This window comes from Vibrio sp. SCSIO 43135, from assembly GCF_023716665.1.
GTDB lineage: Bacteria > Pseudomonadota > Gammaproteobacteria > Enterobacterales > Vibrionaceae > Vibrio > Vibrio paucivorans.
Genome location: NZ_CP071860.1, coordinates 1,011,844 through 1,029,421 on the forward strand (window position 1 = coordinate 1,011,844; position 17,578 = coordinate 1,029,421).

Annotated in this window: 14 protein-coding genes; 6 read left to right on the top strand and 8 right to left on the bottom strand. The window is 44.3% G+C overall.

Going from position 1 to position 17,578, the window contains the following annotated elements; translation table 11 throughout:
* Positions 1 to 149 precede the first annotated feature (149 nt).
* The 5 genes from J4N42_RS18975 to J4N42_RS18995 all read left to right on the top strand — a co-directional run bounded on the left by J4N42_RS18975 (position 150) and on the right by J4N42_RS18995 (position 9,848).
* Complete coding sequence (locus tag J4N42_RS18975) at positions 150 to 1,715, top strand: arylsulfatase (protein ID WP_252030995.1); 1,566 nt, start codon at positions 150 to 152, stop codon at positions 1,713 to 1,715.
* 166 nt (positions 1,716 to 1,881) lie between these two features.
* The gene (locus J4N42_RS18980; RefSeq protein ID WP_252030997.1) at positions 1,882 to 4,236 is read left to right on the top strand and encodes a fatty acid cis/trans isomerase; all 2,355 of its coding nucleotides are present in this window, start codon (positions 1,882 to 1,884) and stop codon (positions 4,234 to 4,236) included.
* A gap of 258 nt (positions 4,237 to 4,494) precedes the next feature.
* The gene (locus tag J4N42_RS18985) at positions 4,495 to 6,963 is read left to right on the top strand and encodes a diguanylate cyclase (protein WP_252030999.1); all 2,469 of its coding nucleotides are present in this window, start codon (positions 4,495 to 4,497) and stop codon (positions 6,961 to 6,963) included.
* Positions 6,964 to 7,109: 146 nt separating this feature from the next.
* Entirely contained in the window at positions 7,110 to 8,285 is a 1,176-nt protein-coding gene (locus tag J4N42_RS18990) for a M20 aminoacylase family protein (RefSeq protein ID WP_252031001.1), read from the top strand.
* A gap of 42 nt (positions 8,286 to 8,327) precedes the next feature.
* Positions 8,328 to 9,848, top strand: coding sequence for an AbgT family transporter (locus tag J4N42_RS18995; protein ID WP_252031004.1), 1,521 nt, complete (start codon positions 8,328 to 8,330; stop codon positions 9,846 to 9,848).
* Here J4N42_RS18995 and J4N42_RS19000 read toward each other — a convergent pair.
* Positions 9,845 to 10,738: a LysR family transcriptional regulator gene (locus J4N42_RS19000; protein WP_252031007.1), complete on the bottom strand. Its 894-nt coding sequence runs from the start codon at positions 10,736 to 10,738 to the stop codon at positions 9,845 to 9,847. The genes J4N42_RS18995 and J4N42_RS19000 overlap by 4 nt on opposite strands.
* Before the next feature lie 272 nt (positions 10,739 to 11,010).
* Here J4N42_RS19000 and J4N42_RS19005 point away from each other — a divergent pair, with 272 nt between their 5' ends.
* Complete coding sequence (locus J4N42_RS19005; RefSeq protein ID WP_252031010.1) at positions 11,011 to 11,196, top strand: hypothetical protein; 186 nt, start codon at positions 11,011 to 11,013, stop codon at positions 11,194 to 11,196.
* Positions 11,197 to 11,278: 82 nt separating this feature from the next.
* Here J4N42_RS19005 and J4N42_RS19010 read toward each other — a convergent pair whose 3' ends face one another.
* The 7 genes from J4N42_RS19010 to J4N42_RS19045 all read right to left on the bottom strand — a co-directional run bounded on the left by J4N42_RS19010 (position 11,279) and on the right by J4N42_RS19045 (position 17,442).
* A complete protein-coding gene (locus J4N42_RS19010; protein WP_252031013.1) occupies positions 11,279 to 11,938 on the bottom strand; it encodes an ATP-dependent zinc protease family protein in 660 nt (219 codons plus the stop codon).
* Positions 11,939 to 11,959: 21 nt separating this feature from the next.
* Positions 11,960 to 13,144: an amino acid aminotransferase gene (locus tag J4N42_RS19015; RefSeq protein ID WP_252031015.1), complete on the bottom strand. Its 1,185-nt coding sequence runs from the start codon at positions 13,142 to 13,144 to the stop codon at positions 11,960 to 11,962.
* A gap of 208 nt (positions 13,145 to 13,352) precedes the next feature.
* Positions 13,353 to 13,622 (bottom strand): Txe/YoeB family addiction module toxin, encoded by a 270-nt coding sequence (locus J4N42_RS19020; RefSeq protein ID WP_252031018.1) that lies wholly within the window; start codon positions 13,620 to 13,622, stop codon positions 13,353 to 13,355.
* Complete coding sequence (locus tag J4N42_RS19025) at positions 13,615 to 13,869, bottom strand: type II toxin-antitoxin system Phd/YefM family antitoxin (protein WP_005526636.1); 255 nt, start codon at positions 13,867 to 13,869, stop codon at positions 13,615 to 13,617. The genes J4N42_RS19020 and J4N42_RS19025 overlap by 8 nt, the downstream gene beginning before the upstream one ends.
* Positions 13,870 to 14,079: 210 nt before the next feature.
* Positions 14,080 to 15,201 carry a Shedu immune nuclease family protein gene (locus J4N42_RS19030; RefSeq protein WP_025523822.1) on the bottom strand — a complete coding sequence of 374 codons (1,122 nt, stop codon included), beginning with the start codon at positions 15,199 to 15,201 and terminating at the stop codon, positions 14,080 to 14,082.
* A 154-nt stretch (positions 15,202 to 15,355) separates the two neighbouring features.
* Positions 15,356 to 16,582, bottom strand: a complete 1,227-nt coding sequence (locus tag J4N42_RS19040; RefSeq protein WP_252031021.1) for a HEPN domain-containing protein — start codon at positions 16,580 to 16,582, stop codon at positions 15,356 to 15,358.
* Positions 16,583 to 16,704: 122 nt separating this feature from the next.
* Positions 16,705 to 17,442 carry a DUF6602 domain-containing protein gene (locus tag J4N42_RS19045; protein WP_252031024.1) on the bottom strand — a complete coding sequence of 246 codons (738 nt, stop codon included), beginning with the start codon at positions 17,440 to 17,442 and terminating at the stop codon, positions 16,705 to 16,707.
* Positions 17,443 to 17,578: the final 136 nt, after the last annotated feature.

Consider the following 17,578-nt stretch of genomic DNA (forward strand, 5'->3'; position numbering starts at 1 on the left):
AAATTCAACCACTTACATTTTAGATATAACAAATAGTTATAGTCACTATAAAGCGACAGTTACCGCCTAAGGGATTAATTTAGCAGCCAGCAAAACCTTACTTTTCGAAAGGTTTGTCTTTCCAACCACAAAAACACATTGGAGTCCCTATGGCTACCCAAATAAACAAAGTGGCAGTCGGTGTTGGTTTACTAGCAGCCTCTGGTGCGGCTGCAGCAGCTGACCAACCTAACATTCTCGCAATCTGGGGCGATGATATTGGTATCTACAATATCAGCGCATACAACAACGGCATGATGGGTTACCAAACCCCAAACATCGACCGTATTGCAAATGAAGGCGCACTATTTACCGATCACTACGGCCAACAATCCTGTACCGCTGGTCGTGCAGCATTCCTAACAGGCCAAGAACCATTCCGTACTGGCTTGCTTACCATTGGTATGCCAGGTTCTGACCACGGTATTCCTGATTGGGCTCCAACTATCGCCGATCTTCTTAAAGAACAAGGCTACATGACAGCTCAGTTCGGTAAGAACCACATGGGTGACCAAGACAAGCACTTACCAACTAACCATGGCTTCGATGAGTTCTTCGGTAACCTATACCACCTAAACGCGGAAGAAGAGCCAGAGACATACTACTACCCGAAAGATCCAGAGTTCCGTAAGAACTATGGCCCACGCGGTGTAATCAAGTCGACAGCCGATGGTAAGATTGAAGACACCGGCCCAATGACTCGTAAACGTATGGAACACGCAGATGAAGAGTTCCTAGAAGAGTCACTAGCCTTTATGGAAAAAGCGGTCAAAGCTGACAAGCCTTTCTTCATCTGGCACAACACTACTCGCATGCACGTTTGGACACGCCTACAAGAAAAATACCAAGGTAAATCTGGTATCAGCATCTACGCAGACGGCATGTTAGAGCACGACGACCACGTTGGTGTTCTACTAGACAAACTAGACGAGCTTGGCATCGCTGATAACACCATTGTTATCTACTCTACCGATAACGGCGCAGAGACAGTATCTTGGCCTGATGGCGGTGCAACACCATTCCACGGTGAGAAAGGTACTACCTTTGAAGGTGGTATGCGTGTACCTCAGCTTGTTCGCTGGCCTGGCGTAATTGAACCAGGTACAAAGATCAACGACATCATGGCGCACCAAGACTGGATCCCAACCCTACTTGCTGCAGCAGGCGACGACAAAGTGGTTGAGAAGCTAGCATCAGACAAAGGTGCTCGTTACAACGGCAAGAACTGGCGCGTACACTTAGATGGCTACAACTTCCTACCTTACTTCGAAGGTAAAGAAGAACAAGGCCCTCGTGATTCACTACTGTACTTCTCTGCTAACGCTGAGCTAAACGCAGTACGTTGGAACGACTTCAAGATTTCGTTTGCTCTACTTGAAGGTAACATTACCGACGCCGTTCGCTTCCAAACTAACTGGCCACAAGTTGTTCACCTACGTGCCGACCCGTTTGAAAAAGCACCGCACGAATCTGGTATGTACCTACGCTGGATGGCAGACAACATGTGGTTATTCGTACCTGTGGGTAACAAAGTTCAGGAGTTCCTAGCGACGCTACCGGACTACCCAATGCAGAACAGCCAAGTGCTTAACCCGGGTAACTTCAACCAGAATACTTACATGCTTCAAGGTAAACTTAAGCAACTTGAACAAGTGAGCCAACAGGTTCTTAAATAAACGTCACTCTTGTTCCACTTTGGCCGCTTCTCTGTAGCGGCCTTTTTTGTATGCGCTTCATTCAGCTATTTCCCTCCCAAATTCATGTAAATTATCAATATCACTGTTTGGTATTTGCCTGACGTTCTGCTTTAATTACAAAAAATTCTCTTTGAACGTTAACTTTATGAATTTACGTAACCTTTTCGTCATTGGTTTAGTCACGATTTTTGCCGGCTGTGCAACCTACGCGGGTTTGAATTATGACGAACTATTTGGCGAGCCAGAAGTACAGCAACGTCAAGCACCCATAGATTCCGCTCAGGCTGATTTCTTTATGGATGAAGTCAAACCGATCATCGATAACCGCTGCGTGGTCTGCCATGCCTGTTACGATGCCCCTTGCCAATTGAAAATGTCTTCTGTTGAAGGGATTGATCGTGGAGCAAACCCAGAACTCGTCTACCAAGGAACTCGTCTAACCGCAGCGAACCCTACCCGACTGTTTGAAGATGCGGAAACCACAGAGCAGTGGCGTGAGCTGGGCTTCCACCCAATTCTTAACGAGCGTATTCAAACACCTACTGCAAACATGGAAGCCGGCCTTGTCGCTCGTATGCTGATGCAAAAAGAGAATCACCCACTTCCACAGCAAGACCAGTTGGAAGGCTTTGATTTCTCTATAGACCGCCAACAAGAATGTCCGACTATCGAAACCTATGCTCAATACGAACAGGACTACCCGACATGGGGAATGCCTTTCGGTATGCCTAACCTAGAGAAAGGCGAATACAACACGCTCATGACGTGGTTGCGAAATGGCGGCATCATGAATGAACACGTTCCACTGACTGCGGAGCAAGAAAAACTGGTCGCACAATATGAGCAAGTGTTAAACAAGAGTTCACGCAAGAATCAGTTGGCTGCACGCTATATCTACGAGCACCTGTTCCTTTCTCACCTCTACTTCTCAGACTTAAACGAACAGCCTCGCTTCTTCACCTTGGTTCGTTCAAAAACACCACCAGGCCAACCGGTAGAGCGTATAAGCACACGCCGTCCATACGACGAGCCGGGCGTAAATCGTGTCTACTACCGTTTAGTCCCAGAACAAGGCACCATCGTTGATAAAACTCACATGCCCTACGCTCTGAACGAAGAGCGGATGCTCAAGTGGAAAGAGTGGTTTATTGATGCAGATTACACCGTAGAACGCCTGCCGAGCTATGACGTAAAAGTGGCGGCAAACCCAATGACAGCGTTCATCGACCTACCCGTTAAAGCGCGCTTTAGCTTTATGTTAGACAATGCCCAAAACACCATTATGGCATTCATTAAAGGCCCTGTGTGTCGTGGTCAGTTAGCTCTGAACGTTATTAACGACCGATTCTGGGTATTCTTTGTCGACCCTGAAAAATCGGATATCCCAGAGATCAATGAGTTTTACCGCAGCCAAGCGGACAACCTTAAACTACCAGGTGAACTCGAAAGCAATACAGTGCCAGTTTCAAACTGGGTAAAATACTCACGTCAACAGGCGCGTTTCCTCGAAGCGAAAGCGGAATTCACTAACAATTGGTTTAAGAACGGTGAACACCTCACAACTGATGTAATTTGGACAGGCAACGGGACTAACCCTAACGCTGCCCTTACGGTTTTCCGCCATTTCGACAGTGCATCGGTTGTGCAAGGCCTAGTAGGCCAACCACCTAAAACAGCTTGGATTTTGGATTACGCATTGCTAGAGCGAATTCACTACTTATTAGTGGCAGGATTCGATGTGTATGGCAACTTTGGCCACCAGCTGATTACCCGCATGTTCATGGACTTCTTACGTTTAGAAGGTGAAAGCAACTTTATCTCATTGCTACCAAAAGACATGCGTCATGAGGAACACTCTAGCTGGTATAAAGACCAAAGCCCTCAGTTTAGTAAATTCCTGCAACGTAACGTTAAGCCGTTTGATCAACCCTCTAATGTGCCGTATCAAACCGACGACCCGAAAGCAGAACTGTACGATATTCTTAGAACTCAGCTAAGCCCTGTTCTTTCTAATCGATATGCGATTGAACAGACTGGATTTAGCGACAAGAACGAGGCAGCACTGCAAACCATCGACAACATCAAAGGTGCAGGGTTAGTTTATGTTCCTCAAATCTTGATGCTCATGATTGAGTCGAACAGTGGTGAAGACCAACTCTTTACCCTGCTGCATAACAACGCTCACACTAATATTTCTAGCTTGTTTGATGAAGACAGCAATCGCGATATTGCCAACGATGATCTCACGCTTGTTCGCGGTGTAATCGGCAGTTACCCAGCCGCGTATCTGAACTTAAAGGAAGATGAAATTCCGGAATTAGTGAAGACACTGCAAACACTCGAGTCAGAAGAAGACTACGTGAAACTGTTAGACCGTTTCGCTATTCGCCGAAGCTCGCCTGAGTTCTGGCCGTTCAGCGACCGTGTTCATGCTTGGTATCAGAAAGATCAACCTATCGAGTTCGGTTTGCTGGACTATAACCGCTTCGAAAACAGATAGTGATTGGAGCGGAAACGCCATTGTTTTCGCTTGGATATTAGAAACAAAACCAAAAGCCTCACTGCTTTTATGTAGTGAGGCTTTTTTATGTCCAACGTAGCTGATCCACTTTTGAACAAATAAGAAACCAGCAGCATAACAATACCTTAATAGGCCACTTTACAACTCTCCAATTAAAGTCCCCCTACTCCAAACGCAGCGCTTTAAGCTCAAAAACCGCTGCTATACTAGAAAAAAGCCAGCGTATTAACCGAGCCAATGAAGACTCAAATAATTCTGTTTCTTTGTTTATCGTTACCATTGCAGGTTTTGGCTACAGAAATTGCACTGTTTGTACCACGAAGTGAAACTGCGGCTTGGCAATCACAAATACAATTTGCACAAGCGGCTGCTGAAGATCTCGGTATTGAGTTGCGAGTCTATGACGCCAATAACCAATCTCAGGCCATGTTAAAGCAGGTCGAACAGGCGTGCGAACAAGGTATTGATGGCATATTGTTCATGAATTATGAGCAGGTTGGCGAACAGATCCTCTCTATTGCTGAGCGCTACAAAGTCCCAAGCATCCTCTACAATACCGGATTTGTTTCCGATGACTTCCTTCCTCGCACCAAATATCAATATTGGATCGGCAGTATCACGCCTAATGACCAAAAGGCCGGTTCTCTGCTTGCAGAGCAGTTGCTAATTAAAGCTAAAGCGCAAAAACTTGAATCCATTAACATGCTGGTCATCAACGGGAACATGCAAGAAGTGTCGGCTCAGCAGCGAAATTATGGGCTCTACCAATATGTGATCCACCAGCCGCACATTTCAGTGGTAGGCGAAGTCGACTCTGGCCCGAACTGGAGCCGAGAAGAAGCAAAGTCACACTTTTTAGAGCAGTTCCAACTTAACCCAAAGATCAATATGGTCTGGGCAGCCTCAGATTCATTAGCACTTGGGGCGCTTGAAGCAATGAAAGAGCTTTCGATACCAGAGAGTTCAATCATACTTGGCGGTATAGACTGGTTACCAGAGGCGCTAGAGGTTGTGAAGAGTGACGTTCCGTATGTTTCTGTCGGGGGCCACTTCACTGAAGCCGCGTGGGGGCTGGTTTTACTCGAAGACTATTTAAAAGGTAATGACTTCGCGGCGGAGTCTACCCAATTTAGCTCATCCATGTATGCCATTAATAATCAAAGTATTGGCATGTTCCAAAGCTTTATAGGTGACAACTGGCAACGCATCGATTTTCGGGCGCTTTCTAAAGCTAACGAAAGTGGCAAACTTTACCACTTCAGCATCACCTACCTACTCGATACTTATTATCAAAACAGTAATATCCTCAAACTCACCGACAGAGAAGTCGCATGGCTCAAACAGCACCCTTACCTTCGACTTGCGATTGATAACGACTGGCCACCTTTTGAATACGTTGATGAAGACATGATATATCAAGGCATGGCGGCCGATTACATCAAAATCATAGCCAAACGACTGGGAATAGAACTGCTGCCAAGTATCGACATGAGTTGGTCGGAAGTGGTTGAAGCATCGAAACGAAGAGAGCTCGATATTTACCCCGCTTTGGCGATTACACCGAACCGTAAAGAATACCTCAACTTCACGCGGCCATACCTTAGCTTTCCGATGTTAATCATCACTAATCAACAGCGCCACTACATCGCCGATCTCAACTCACTCAATGGTAAAGAAGTTGCCGTGGTCAAAGGGTATGCCTCAAACGAACTGCTACGAGAAAATCACCCCGAAATCATCCTCTATGAAGCACGTAACGTTGCCGATGCACTCGAGGCGGTGTCTACTGGCCGAGTTGCCGCTTACGTCGGTAACATCGCAACCGCCAACTATGTGATGACACGTGAGGGCTACACCAACCTGAAAGTTGCAGGAGCCACCCCGTATCGCTTTGACCTCAGCATGGCGGCACGAAATGATTGGCCGATACTCCATAGCATTCTTCAAAAGGCATTGGATTCACTTTCAGAAGAGGAAAAAAAAGCCATTTATTCACGCTGGATAACGGTTCGATATGAGCACGGCGTCGACTATAACTTAGTATGGAAAATTGTATTGGCCGCCCTACTGGTGCTGGCACTCCTGAGCTATTGGACGCATAAACTATCTAACCTTAACCTCAAGCTCAACAACGAAGTCACTGAACGCAAGCAGATTGAGCAGCAACTTCGCCATGAAAAGAGCAAAATTGAAAAGCTCTCAATTACCGATCCTTTAACAGGGCTTTTTAACCGACGCCATTACAATCAAATACTGCCCGATGAAATCAGGCGTGCTCAACGGGCGGAAGAGTGGCTCAGTTTCGTCATTCTAGATGTGGATTACTTCAAACAATACAACGACAACTACGGCCACCATAACGGCGATAGTCAGCTTATTTCTATTGCGAATACTCTCAAAACCCATTGTCATAGAGCCTCTGATTTCAGCTTCCGTTTAGGTGGGGAAGAGTTCGGACTTATTTTCTCAGGTTTATCACCATCGCAAGCTGAAAAGTTTGTTGAGCAGATCAGAAAGGCAATTGAAGATTTACAACTGGAGCATAAGTACAGCAAGGCCTCTACTGTGCTCACAGCCTCTTTCGGTCTAGTCACCACCAATATGCGCGCTTACTCTATGGAACAACTCTATGAAGCCGCCGATGACGCGTTATACAGCGCAAAAGAAAATGGGCGGAATCAAGTCGTGTCCAAAGTAATGGAATAGCTTTCTATGCCGCACTAGGGATATTACTTCCTTGAGCAACTTTCTTCTCACTATTAACAACGCTACTGCACCTATTACGAATCCAACTTGGTTAACGAGCATTTGTACCATTTAATGTTTACAGATTGTTAACAAATGGAGCAGTAATGAATATTGTTAATCAACTTGAAGCGTGGCTACCTGAGATGATCGAAATCAGGCACAGACTTCACAAACACCCAGAGATCGGTTTCGAAGAACACCAAACTCAACAGCTCGTTGCGACCACACTCGAATCATACGGAATATCCGACATCAGTACCGGATATGGCAAAACCGGCGTGGTTGCGAACATTCAGGGCAATGCCGGAGATGGTAAAACCATTGGCCTACGAGCCGATATGGATGCGCTTCCTATTCACGAAGAAAACCAGTTTGAACACCGTTCTTGCCATGACGGAAAAATGCACGCCTGTGGCCACGATGGACACACCACAATGCTACTTTACGCAGCAAAGTACTTATCCCAGAACCGCGATTTCAGAGGAAAAGTTGTGCTGATCTTCCAACCTGCCGAAGAAGGTGTGGGCGGCGCGAAGAAAATGATTGAAGACGGCGTTATCGAAGATTACCAAATCGATGAATGCTATGCCCTTCATAACATGCCGGGTATCCCTGCCGGTCACTTTGCCTTTAAATCTGGGCCGATTATGGCAAGCTCCGATCGCCTTTTTATCAAAGTAAAAGGCAAAAGCGGACATGCAGGTATTCCCCAAAATACTCAAGATCCACTGCTTGTGGCTACCCATATTTATCAAGGCATCCAAGCATTGGTCAGCCGAACTACCAGCCCGTTTGAACCAGTGGTTGTCTCTGTCACGCAGTTGCATTGCGGCGAAACAACCAACGCCATTGCAGATGTGGCCGAAATGAGCGGCACGTTTAGAACCTTGTCGGTACAGGTTCGCGATCGACTGGTTGAGCAGCTAAACACTCTGGTAGTGCACACGGCCAAAGCCTATGGGATGGAAGCAGAATTTCATTTAGGTCCGGTTTCTCACCCGCCAACGGTTAACACTGAAACTCAAACAGAGCTTGCCGTACAAGCAGCGCGAGCGATTTCGCATACAAGCCAAGAGGTCGACAGCCAATGCGAAGCCCTGCTTGCCAGTGAAGATTTTTCCATGTTCCTGCAACACGTACCGGGGTGCTATGGGTTTATCGGTAACGGCGTAAGTAAGGATGGCAAACAGATCGGCCTTCACCATAAAAATTACGATTTTAACAACACCATTCTTCCTATTGGTGCCGCCTACTTCATATCACTGGTCAATCAACAGTAATCAGCGAGCTAAATTAGGAAACTATTGTCAAAGGATGCCAATATGACTCAGGTTATTAAGGACAACTACACAAAGAGCAGCACTCCAATCATCGATAAGATCGAGAAATTTGGAGACAAAATTCCCCACCCATTCTATATGTTCATCTTTCTCTGTTTGGCGATTATGGCTCTGTCATGGATTGTCGCTAAGTTTGGAGGAAGCGTAATCCACCCTCTCACTCAAGACGAGGTCGCAGTTAAAAACCTATTAAGTGGAGATGGATTGGTATACATGCTCAATTCCGCAATAGGCAACTTCATCGCATTTAAGCCATTAGGTCTGGTGCTATCGATGATGCTTGCGGTAGGTTTGGTGCAGGAAGTGGGATTGGCTGATTCAGCAATCAAACAATCTCTGTTAAACGCTCCGAAAAAGTTTGTCACGGCATCCATTTTCATCACAGGTATTATCGGCAACCTAGCGTCCGATGCGGCATTCATTTTGGTGCCGCCCCTCGCTGGGATCATTTTCTCGGCTACCAACCGCAACCCTGTTGTGGGCATTGCTGCGGGGTTTGTTGCCGTCGCGGCTGGATTCACCGCAAACGTATTTATCGCAGGTACCGACGTTCTGCTTTCCGGTATTTCAACTGAAGCGGCGAGCATTATTGCGCCGACAGAAGTCAGCCCTGCTGCAAACTGGTACTTCATGCTGATCAGTGTGCCGCTCTTGGTGATTACCGGAACCATTATTACCGACAAATACATAGAGCCTAAGTTCGACAAGCAAATCTCAGAATCGAACCAAAACACCGAAGAGTCTGAGAAGTATCAGGTGAGTGAAGAGCAAAAGTCAGCGTTGAAGTGGTCTGGCATTGCGTCCATGTTGTTCATTGGCGTGTGTGTTGCACTCATCGCACCAGAAAGCTCGCCTCTGCGTAACGAAGATGGAGGTTTAGTGCCTTCTCCATTCTTGTCTGGAATCATTCCTATCATCATGGCGTTCTTTATTCTTAACGCTATCGTCTATGGGATTAAAGCCAAAGTGATCACCAAACCAAGCGACGTTCCCGAGCTAATGGCACGTTCACTCAATGGTATTGGGGGTTACATTGTATTGGTGTTTGTTATCGCACAGTTTATCGCTTGGTTTAACTGGTCTAACTTAGCGGTTTACGTGGCGGTGAATGGTGCCGAAACGCTGTCTCATATTCAAATGCCAAAGCTGTTGATGCTTGCAACGTTTATGCTGCTAGCAGGGGTAATGAACCTTATTGTCTTTAGTGGTTCTGCTCAGTGGGCCATCATGGCGCCGGTGTTTATTCCGCTGTTTATGTTGCTGGACATCTCTCCAGAATACACACAAATGGCCTATCGTATTGCGGATTCGACTACCAACATCATTTCACCGACAAACCCTTATATTCCAATGGTTTTGGCCTTAATCGCTAAATACAATTCGAACGTTAAGTTTGGCACCTTCTTAGCCATGATGATTCCTTACGCCGCTATCTTGTTCACGGTATGGGGCGGAATGTTCTTGCTCTTTACGTTAACGGGTTTGCCTGTAGGGCCAATCTAATTCGCCAGCGAAACAACTTTCTTCTTCAACCCTGAAATGAACTCATCGGTAATCTGCCGATGAGTTTCTTTTTTGGTGATGATGCCAATCGAGCGGTACTGAACCGGCCTGACGATCGGGATGAATTTAAGTTGCTCATTGGCATGCAACTGCGCGATGGTGGAAGAGAGAATCGAAGACCCTAACCCACTTTCAATCATTCCAAGCAGAGTTGAGGTATGAGACACGCACACTTCCGGATCATACGCTAAGCCTGCATTCATAAAAGCTTGGTCCGCCAGCATTCGTAGGCTGTTCCCCGGGCTAATACCGATGGACGCGTACATATGAGCCTGCTGCCAACTCACCTCTTTTAACTTGGTAAGCGGATGCCCAGCCTTACATGCAAAACACAGGTGGTCCCTAAACAGAGGCTCGAAATTCAACTGTGGATTGTTAGGTGGTGTGCCTAGGCCGATGTCTGCTCGTCCGTCTAGAACAGAGCTGTTGATGTCGTCTACCCGCTCCTCAATCAACCGGAAAGAGAACAGCGGGTTTTGCTCTTTTAAACTATGAATAGTTTGCGGGACCAAAGAAGCGCACATCGAATAAAGCGATGAAATCACTAACGTCTCGTGCTTACCTTGCATGCGCGCTTTGTTGTCTTGTTCCCATTTGTCTAATCGATTCACGATCATGCTGGCTTCAAGATAAAACGAAGCTCCTGCTTCGGTTAATACCACTTGTCGGTTTCTTTGCTCCACCAGCTCGCAAGAAACTTGAGTCGATAGCTTTCTTACCATCTGGCTTAATGCCGATTGGGTAACATGGACTTTTTCTGCAGCCAACGTATAACTTTGCGTATCCGCCAGCGCGACAAACGCTTTCAATTGACGATAGGTAATGTTCATCCTGAACCACACATTCCATTTGTTGATTTTTCTGGATGGTAAAGCCCCACCCTTTGGATTTGTCACGCTATCGTAAAATATTGATAAACTGCGATATCTATCAATAGGCGATATTTTTATTTATATTCACTGAAATTATCAGAACAAAATAACAAATAATTCGTTATGAATAATCTTCAGACATGCACTATCCTAGTTCTAGAATAAGTAGAACCGTGCAACTAGCTAATACCAGCGATTCGTACCACTGGTATGCAACTAGGAGGTGGTTTATGGGTATAAGAGATAGCATTGAAGCATTGGAGCAACAGATATACATCGCATGCTCTGAAGGCGACTACGATACTGTCAATATGCTTGAAAATCAGCTTGAGATGCTAAGAGATCGGGCTGAACACCCGTTTGACGACGACCCAAACGCGCCAGACATCGGTATTCAGTTTGATCAGAAGTGGTAGTGTCCAATTCGTTTAATTTAAACGACCGCCAGAAACAAAAAAGCGCCGAACTTCGGCGCTTTTTCTTATTAATAAATCACAATTACTTAGTGATTTTAGGCTGAACAAACTTCTTGCTGACATCGACAACCGCGACATCGTTGAAGAAGCTACGGCCCATTAGAAGTGGGTAAGTAAGATGCGTGCGATCGGCCAGTGTGAACTCTGTTTTCTCTTTTAGGTCACCTACTTGAACCCAAGCGATAATCACAGGGCGCTTATCCGATTCGTCGCTGTTTGCTTGCTTGATCTTCACCCAACGTTGAACTGGTAGAGCGATTTCTTTGCTCTGCTTACCGTCGTGATCAATCTTGAACTTAACCCAATCTTTGCCATCACGCTCAAACGGAACGATTTCTGTCGCACTGATCGAAGATGTTGTCGCACCGGTATCAATACGCGCTTTGAAGCTTTGTTTTAAACCCGGAATGAAAACCCACTCTTCCTCACCCAGAATCAGCTTACCGTCTTCAGTTTTGGTCGGCTGGGGCTTTGGTTTTGGCTTCGGCTCAGGTTTAGGCTCTGGCTTAACTTCCGGCTTCTCTTCTGGTTTGACTTCAGGCTTAGTTTCCGGCGTTTCTACCTGTGGTTCTTCAATCTGTGGCTTGTCTTGAGGCTCTGTTGGCGCTTGCCCGGTTGTCGAACAGGCTACCAAACCACCACTTAACATTAACCCAAGCAATACTTTCCATGGTTTATTCATATAATCACCCAGTCAAACTTATTATTTCGCTACTTTTACGATGGCTTCTGCAACGTAAGGAATGTGCTGTTCAGACAGGCCAGCGATGTTGATTCGGCCATCGCCAACGCCATAAATTCCATATTCTTCACGTAGTTGCGCCATTTGTTCTTGTGTAAAGCCTAGCACAGTAAACATGCCTTTGTGACTTTCGATAAAGTCGAACTGTGACGTTTTGTGCGTATTTCTCAGATCGTTACACAATGTTTGACGCAGGTTAAGTAAACGCTGCTGCATTTCACTCAATTCTTGTTTCCAAACGCGCGTGAGCTCTTGGTCTTGCAGAATAGTTTTCACCAAAGCCGCACCGTGATCCGGTGGCATAGTGTAAGTCGCACGAGCAAGGGTAAGCAGCTTACCTTTCGCGTTAGTCACATCTTGAACATTCTTGCCTACTACAATCGCTGCGCCAGTACGTTCGCGGTACAAACCAAAGTTCTTTGAACATGACGTAGTAATCAGCATTTCTTCAACGTTATCAGCCATAAACTTCAGGCCTTTCGCGTCTTCTTCTAGCCCATCACCGAAGCCTTGGTAAGCAATATCGACAAATGGCGTGAAACCATTCTTCTGCGCCAGCTTAGTGATTTCTTGCCACGCAGCGAAATCGATGTCTGCCCCTGTTGGGTTATGACAACAGCCGTGCAGCAACACAACATCGTTAGGGCCAGCTAGTGACAGTTCTTCTAGCATTCTTGCGGTATCGACCTGTTTTGTTGCTGGGCTAAAGTAAGTGTACTTTTTCACTTTTAGGCCAGCCGCTTCCATCACAGGCTGATGGTTAACGTAGCTTGGGTTTGAAATCCAAACCGTGGTATCTGGTTGTGCGACTTTCATTAAATCGCCCAGCATGCGCAGTGCACCACTCGCACCTGGTGTTTGAATAGCTGCAACACGGTCGGTTGCTGAAGTGCCATCTAGAAGCAAATCAACCATGCCTTGGTTGAATTCTTCACAGCCAGCTAGGCCTACGTACGCTTTTGTTTTTTGCGTTTCAACGACAACATCTTGCGCCATTTGAACCGCTTTCATAACCGGCGTTTGGCCTTGGCTATCTTTGTATACGCCAATCCCTAAATCGACTTTGTTTTCGCGAGAATCGTTACGGTAAGCAACAGAAAGAGAAAGAATAGGATCCAGTGTTGGTGTTGGTAAGTGTGAGAACATGAAAGTCACAACCCTTTGAAATTCAAGTAATGGCGTTCAAGTTAACACTAGATGTGAAAAAATCGAAGATAAATTTGGTAATCGATGGTCAAAATTAGAATTGAGTAAAGTGGTGAATGGTTTGGGTGTTGGCGCAATGAGCGAATTGCATTCAATTTGAGTTATGGCGCCATAGTCGTTTGTTAGATGCCCGACCGATGAACCTAATTTAGTAGTGGTAGCGACATGAAATTATTGTTATTGCTTGGTCATCGACTGCGTAAACAAGCCTATTAGTATCGTCAATGCGGCGAGACCAAAAACCAGATAAGTTCTCTTTTAACGGCTCGGGTTTACCAATACCCTCAAAAGGAGAACGCTTAACATCGTTGATGAGTTTGTTGATACGCTTAAGCGCTTTCTTATCTTGGGTTTGCCAATACAGATAATCACCCCAAGCGTCATCCGTCCACGATAGTAAACGTTGACTACTACTCATCAATTAACTCTCGTGCGGTTGTTTTACCGGCACGGTACTGTGCTATTGACCGGTTTAGGTGTTCAGCATTTTGAGGAGAGCGTAGTAAGTGCACTGTCTCCATAAGACTGTTGTAGTAGTCCAAAGACATTACCACAGCATCTTCAGAGTCACGACGTGTAATAACTGTCGTGTCTGCATCATTAACTACACCGTCTAAAACAGCTTTAAGACCATTTCTAGCTTCAGTAAAAGATACGATTCTCATAAGAACCTCCACATGTACATTTAATGGAACAAGTATAGTCTTCACCAACATACTTGTACAGTAAATTGAACATGCGATATTGATAAGGCAACTAACGCCCAATTAAGGGGTGAACAACGCCTTCCCCCAAACCTAAAGCATTGTGCCATAAACACTAAACTGGCTTGAAGTGAAAGTGCCAAGCGTTGTGAATCCCTCTTAAATTGCTTGTTAGTTGCCGTTTTCAAGTAGCCTAATGAAGCTACTTACTTTGCCATAAAGTTCGTCAAACGTAACAATTTGGACGTCTTTCAAGTTGTTTCGGTACAACTCGAAAGCTTTACGCTTTTCAGGAGAGTCTAATTCACTAGTATTCCCGATAATGACCACACAAGTCGGTTTATATGCTCCAAATATACTAGTTTCATGCCCTACAACTGAGTAGTAGTCCTGAATAATAGAGTTAGCATAGTTTAGAACCTGACTAGTAGAGCCCGTTAGCTCTTTAGACATATTGTACGTTTGGCGGTAAGGGCTGGATATCAGTTGAGTTGAAGGTGTCTTGATTTCAATCAATGCTGGGTTGCTCGTCATTTGATTTTTATAAAGAAAATCAACGATATTCCCTCCCTGATTAGTAAAGGTTTTACCACCGATATATGCCTTTTCTTTAACTACTACCACTGGGAACGAAAATATCTGAGACAACACAAAAGAATTACTAGTTAGCTCTCTTTGCCAAAACTCTTCATCAGTTGAAAACTGATTACTGTTCCAAACTTCTAAAGCTTTCTTTAAAACCGTAAGCCCAGCTACAACATTCAGTTGCTTTACATTATCAGCGGACAATGACTCTAAACTTTCGACTACTTTATCTGAATGCTCTACTGAGGATAACCACTTTGCAATACGTTTGAATGTACCAATCGCATTATCAGAGCTTAACTCAATGAACTGCCTTAAATCTTCATCGGTTGCATTGCTGAGCCCCTCCAGTGCGCCACTCAATTTAATATATTGATTGGAGCCTCGTTGAATACCGTCTTTACGGTGAATTCGATATAGATCAGCTAGTTTCCTAAGAAGAAGTAACAACTCCGCAGATTTAAGCTCAAGTTTTACACCCTCAGCAGGTTTTAATTGAGAAAGATTAATTTCTCGAACATCTTCCCAACCATCCTGTTTCTTTTTCTTTTGATATACAAAGTGCCCCTTAACGCAAGCATCTTTATCTTTTTGATTATCAACAACAGTTGGAACGAACACTAGCCTAACAGTGTCTTTTAGGCGAATCTCTATTGGATCTGCAACTGCTGTTTTCCAAGACGTTGATGTTAAACTAACTTGTTCCATTTACTACCTCATAAATAATGGATATCGGGAAGGCAACTAACGCCCTGTTAAGGTGTGAGCAACGCAATACCGATGCCGCCGCATACCACCTTAAACACTAAAACCAACGCATAGTAAAAATGCCACGCGTTGCGAATCACTCTTAAACAGATTGTTATATGTTTACTTCATCGATAGAGGTTCCAGATAACGTGCTATACATTGTTTCCAAATCCATGATTAAGTTCTCTAGCTTAGTTTGGGTCTCCATCACTAAAAGCGGATCTATCTCAAACGTTTCATGTGTAATTTTGTTCCTAACTCGACGAGCAGTGTTAATGATATTGAGTTGCTCTTCTGTGAATAAACCGATAGAACTAATTTGCCTTTGTAGCTCCAATAGAGTTGACCCTTTATGTGCCTGAGCTTTAACTTCCACTCCTACAAAATGGAGATATACAGTCAAAACTCTCTCTAGACGCTGAATCCGAGCCATATATTTACCAAACTGAACATCATAGAAGGTAAGTACATTTTCAAAAACATTGTCTTTTTCCTCCTCTGTAATTGTTATGGATTCTAGTGAGGACAAAGCTTTTTCCAATATCGGTTTCAATTCTTGAGTTAGCTTGCCTACGTCATCTAAATTGGCTTTGTTAAAGTCTTTGTTATGTGCAACTTTACATCTCAACTCATATAGTTGATCCCAGCGTTTTTTCAGAAAATCAGCCTCACAACCTACCAACGGTTGAAAAAACTTTTCCCAATTTGATTCAGGAACCAATGATTTAATATCATTTAGTTCAATTTCAGTAAAATCCTTTGCTGATTTGAGTTTTTTAATCAAACTTTCTTTGTGATTTGGATAGTTTTCACTGAACAAAAAATTCTTCAATTGTATAAAATCAACATTATGAAGGTAATTAGCATCTGTATTGTTCGAATTAATCGATTGCTGAACGTCTGTTGGCACCCTTTCTTTCGTCCACCCCAACCCTACCTTGGTTAACATGAATTTAGTGATTAAAAGACGCATCAAATTCTCTATTTCAAACAGCTTTGGATAAGCCTGATTCGAGTAGTACAAACTTAAATCATCCCACACTACATACGTTGTCTTCGCAACAAAAGCTAACGACTTTCGTATAGACTTAAGCATTAGTGAAAACTCACTCAGTTCGCTTTCAAGCTTGCACACCAAACGTATATTGAAATAAAGGTGCGACTTATCATCATTTTTTCCAGCTTTGATTTTAATCTCAGCTGTATGCTTTTTATACGTAATCTGATTTCTATCAATAGATACATTTGAGTCAGCTTGCAACAAGCTTTTTAACGCAGAAATAGTTTTACACTGAGTCTTGTTTACATCAGCTAAAACTAAGTATTCAATCTGGTACAAATCTTATTCCTTCCAGAGTTCGATTAAAACATATAACGCCTTGCCAAGCTGTGAGTGAACGAGTGCCATGTCTGAGCGAAGCGAGTTCGGCACGCGTTTACGAATCAGACTTAAGCAATTTGTTATGTACGTCTTACGCTGTTCTCGATATTATTTTCTTTTCCTTGAACGGGAAACCAGATCATTTCATTACGTACCAATCTGTGACCTGAAATTACCGATAACAGATTGTGAATAAAATATCCAAAAGACATATCGCAGAGTCTATACTGGTGCCAATGATTGTAATCGTCAGTCCTTGTTCGTGGGCATTGCTCCCAAAACTTAACGAACTTATTTTGACCAAGGCAAATATGGTCAATGGTTTTATGGTGATGCTGATCTGTAAGCTCTTTGAGTACATCTAATACTACTCGGGGCTCTGTACCTTGCATTTCATATATGAAAACCCCAACAAAAATATCTATTCCTGGTTGAGAGTCTCGGACTATCTTTGCTGTTTCAGAAATGCTTTTACAAGCATCACGGTAAACTTCTGAACTATAGGTTGATTTTACCTCGATAATTCCACGACAAGATGATGGTTGAATAAAGACCAAGTCTCCATCGCTGTAAATTACAGGCTGTGTGTTATCGTATAGCAGTATGTCTATTTGTCTCGAATTACCAGCATCAGTAAGGACAAAGCCACGTCCCACTGATATGTTCTGGGGGCAACTTCGTTGGATGACTTGCCTCAATATAGATTCTTTCCACTCTCCATCGGTTAGCCAGTGGGTTTCATGTATCAAATATCGAATACGATTTTCCAGAGCCTTCAGCTCCATCGATATTGATTTAAAATATTGTTCTGTATTCATCGGTTCAACCCTAAGTACATAACGCCCTGTTAAGGTGTGAGCAACGTAATACCAATGCCGCCGCATACCACCTTAATCACTAACATCAACGCATGGTAAAAATGCCACGCGTTGCGAATCGTTCTTAAACAGTTTG

What these genes read in the sequence shown, in the direction of transcription:
- J4N42_RS18975 (WP_252030995.1), top strand. Translation starts at nt 150, where the DNA reads ATGGCTACCCAAATAAACAAAGTGGCAGTCGGTGTTGGTTTACTAGCA.
- J4N42_RS18980 (WP_252030997.1), top strand. Translation starts at nt 1,882, where the DNA reads ATGAATTTACGTAACCTTTTCGTCATTGGTTTAGTCACGATTTTTGCC.
- J4N42_RS18985 (WP_252030999.1), top strand. Translation starts at nt 4,495, where the DNA reads ATGAAGACTCAAATAATTCTGTTTCTTTGTTTATCGTTACCATTGCAG.
- J4N42_RS18990 (WP_252031001.1), top strand. Translation starts at nt 7,110, where the DNA reads ATGAATATTGTTAATCAACTTGAAGCGTGGCTACCTGAGATGATCGAA.
- J4N42_RS18995 (WP_252031004.1), top strand. Translation starts at nt 8,328, where the DNA reads ATGACTCAGGTTATTAAGGACAACTACACAAAGAGCAGCACTCCAATC.
- J4N42_RS19000 (WP_252031007.1), bottom strand. Translation starts at nt 10,738, where the DNA reads ATGAACATTACCTATCGTCAATTGAAAGCGTTTGTCGCGCTGGCGGAT.
- J4N42_RS19005 (WP_252031010.1), top strand. Translation starts at nt 11,011, where the DNA reads ATGGGTATAAGAGATAGCATTGAAGCATTGGAGCAACAGATATACATC.
- J4N42_RS19010 (WP_252031013.1), bottom strand. Translation starts at nt 11,938, where the DNA reads ATGAATAAACCATGGAAAGTATTGCTTGGGTTAATGTTAAGTGGTGGT.
- J4N42_RS19015 (WP_252031015.1), bottom strand. Translation starts at nt 13,144, where the DNA reads ATGTTCTCACACTTACCAACACCAACACTGGATCCTATTCTTTCTCTT.
- J4N42_RS19020 (WP_252031018.1), bottom strand. Translation starts at nt 13,622, where the DNA reads ATGAGTAGTAGTCAACGTTTACTATCGTGGACGGATGACGCTTGGGGT.
- J4N42_RS19025 (WP_005526636.1), bottom strand. Translation starts at nt 13,869, where the DNA reads ATGAGAATCGTATCTTTTACTGAAGCTAGAAATGGTCTTAAAGCTGTT.
- J4N42_RS19030 (WP_025523822.1), bottom strand. Translation starts at nt 15,201, where the DNA reads ATGGAACAAGTTAGTTTAACATCAACGTCTTGGAAAACAGCAGTTGCA.
- J4N42_RS19045 (WP_252031024.1), bottom strand. Translation starts at nt 17,442, where the DNA reads ATGAATACAGAACAATATTTTAAATCAATATCGATGGAGCTGAAGGCT.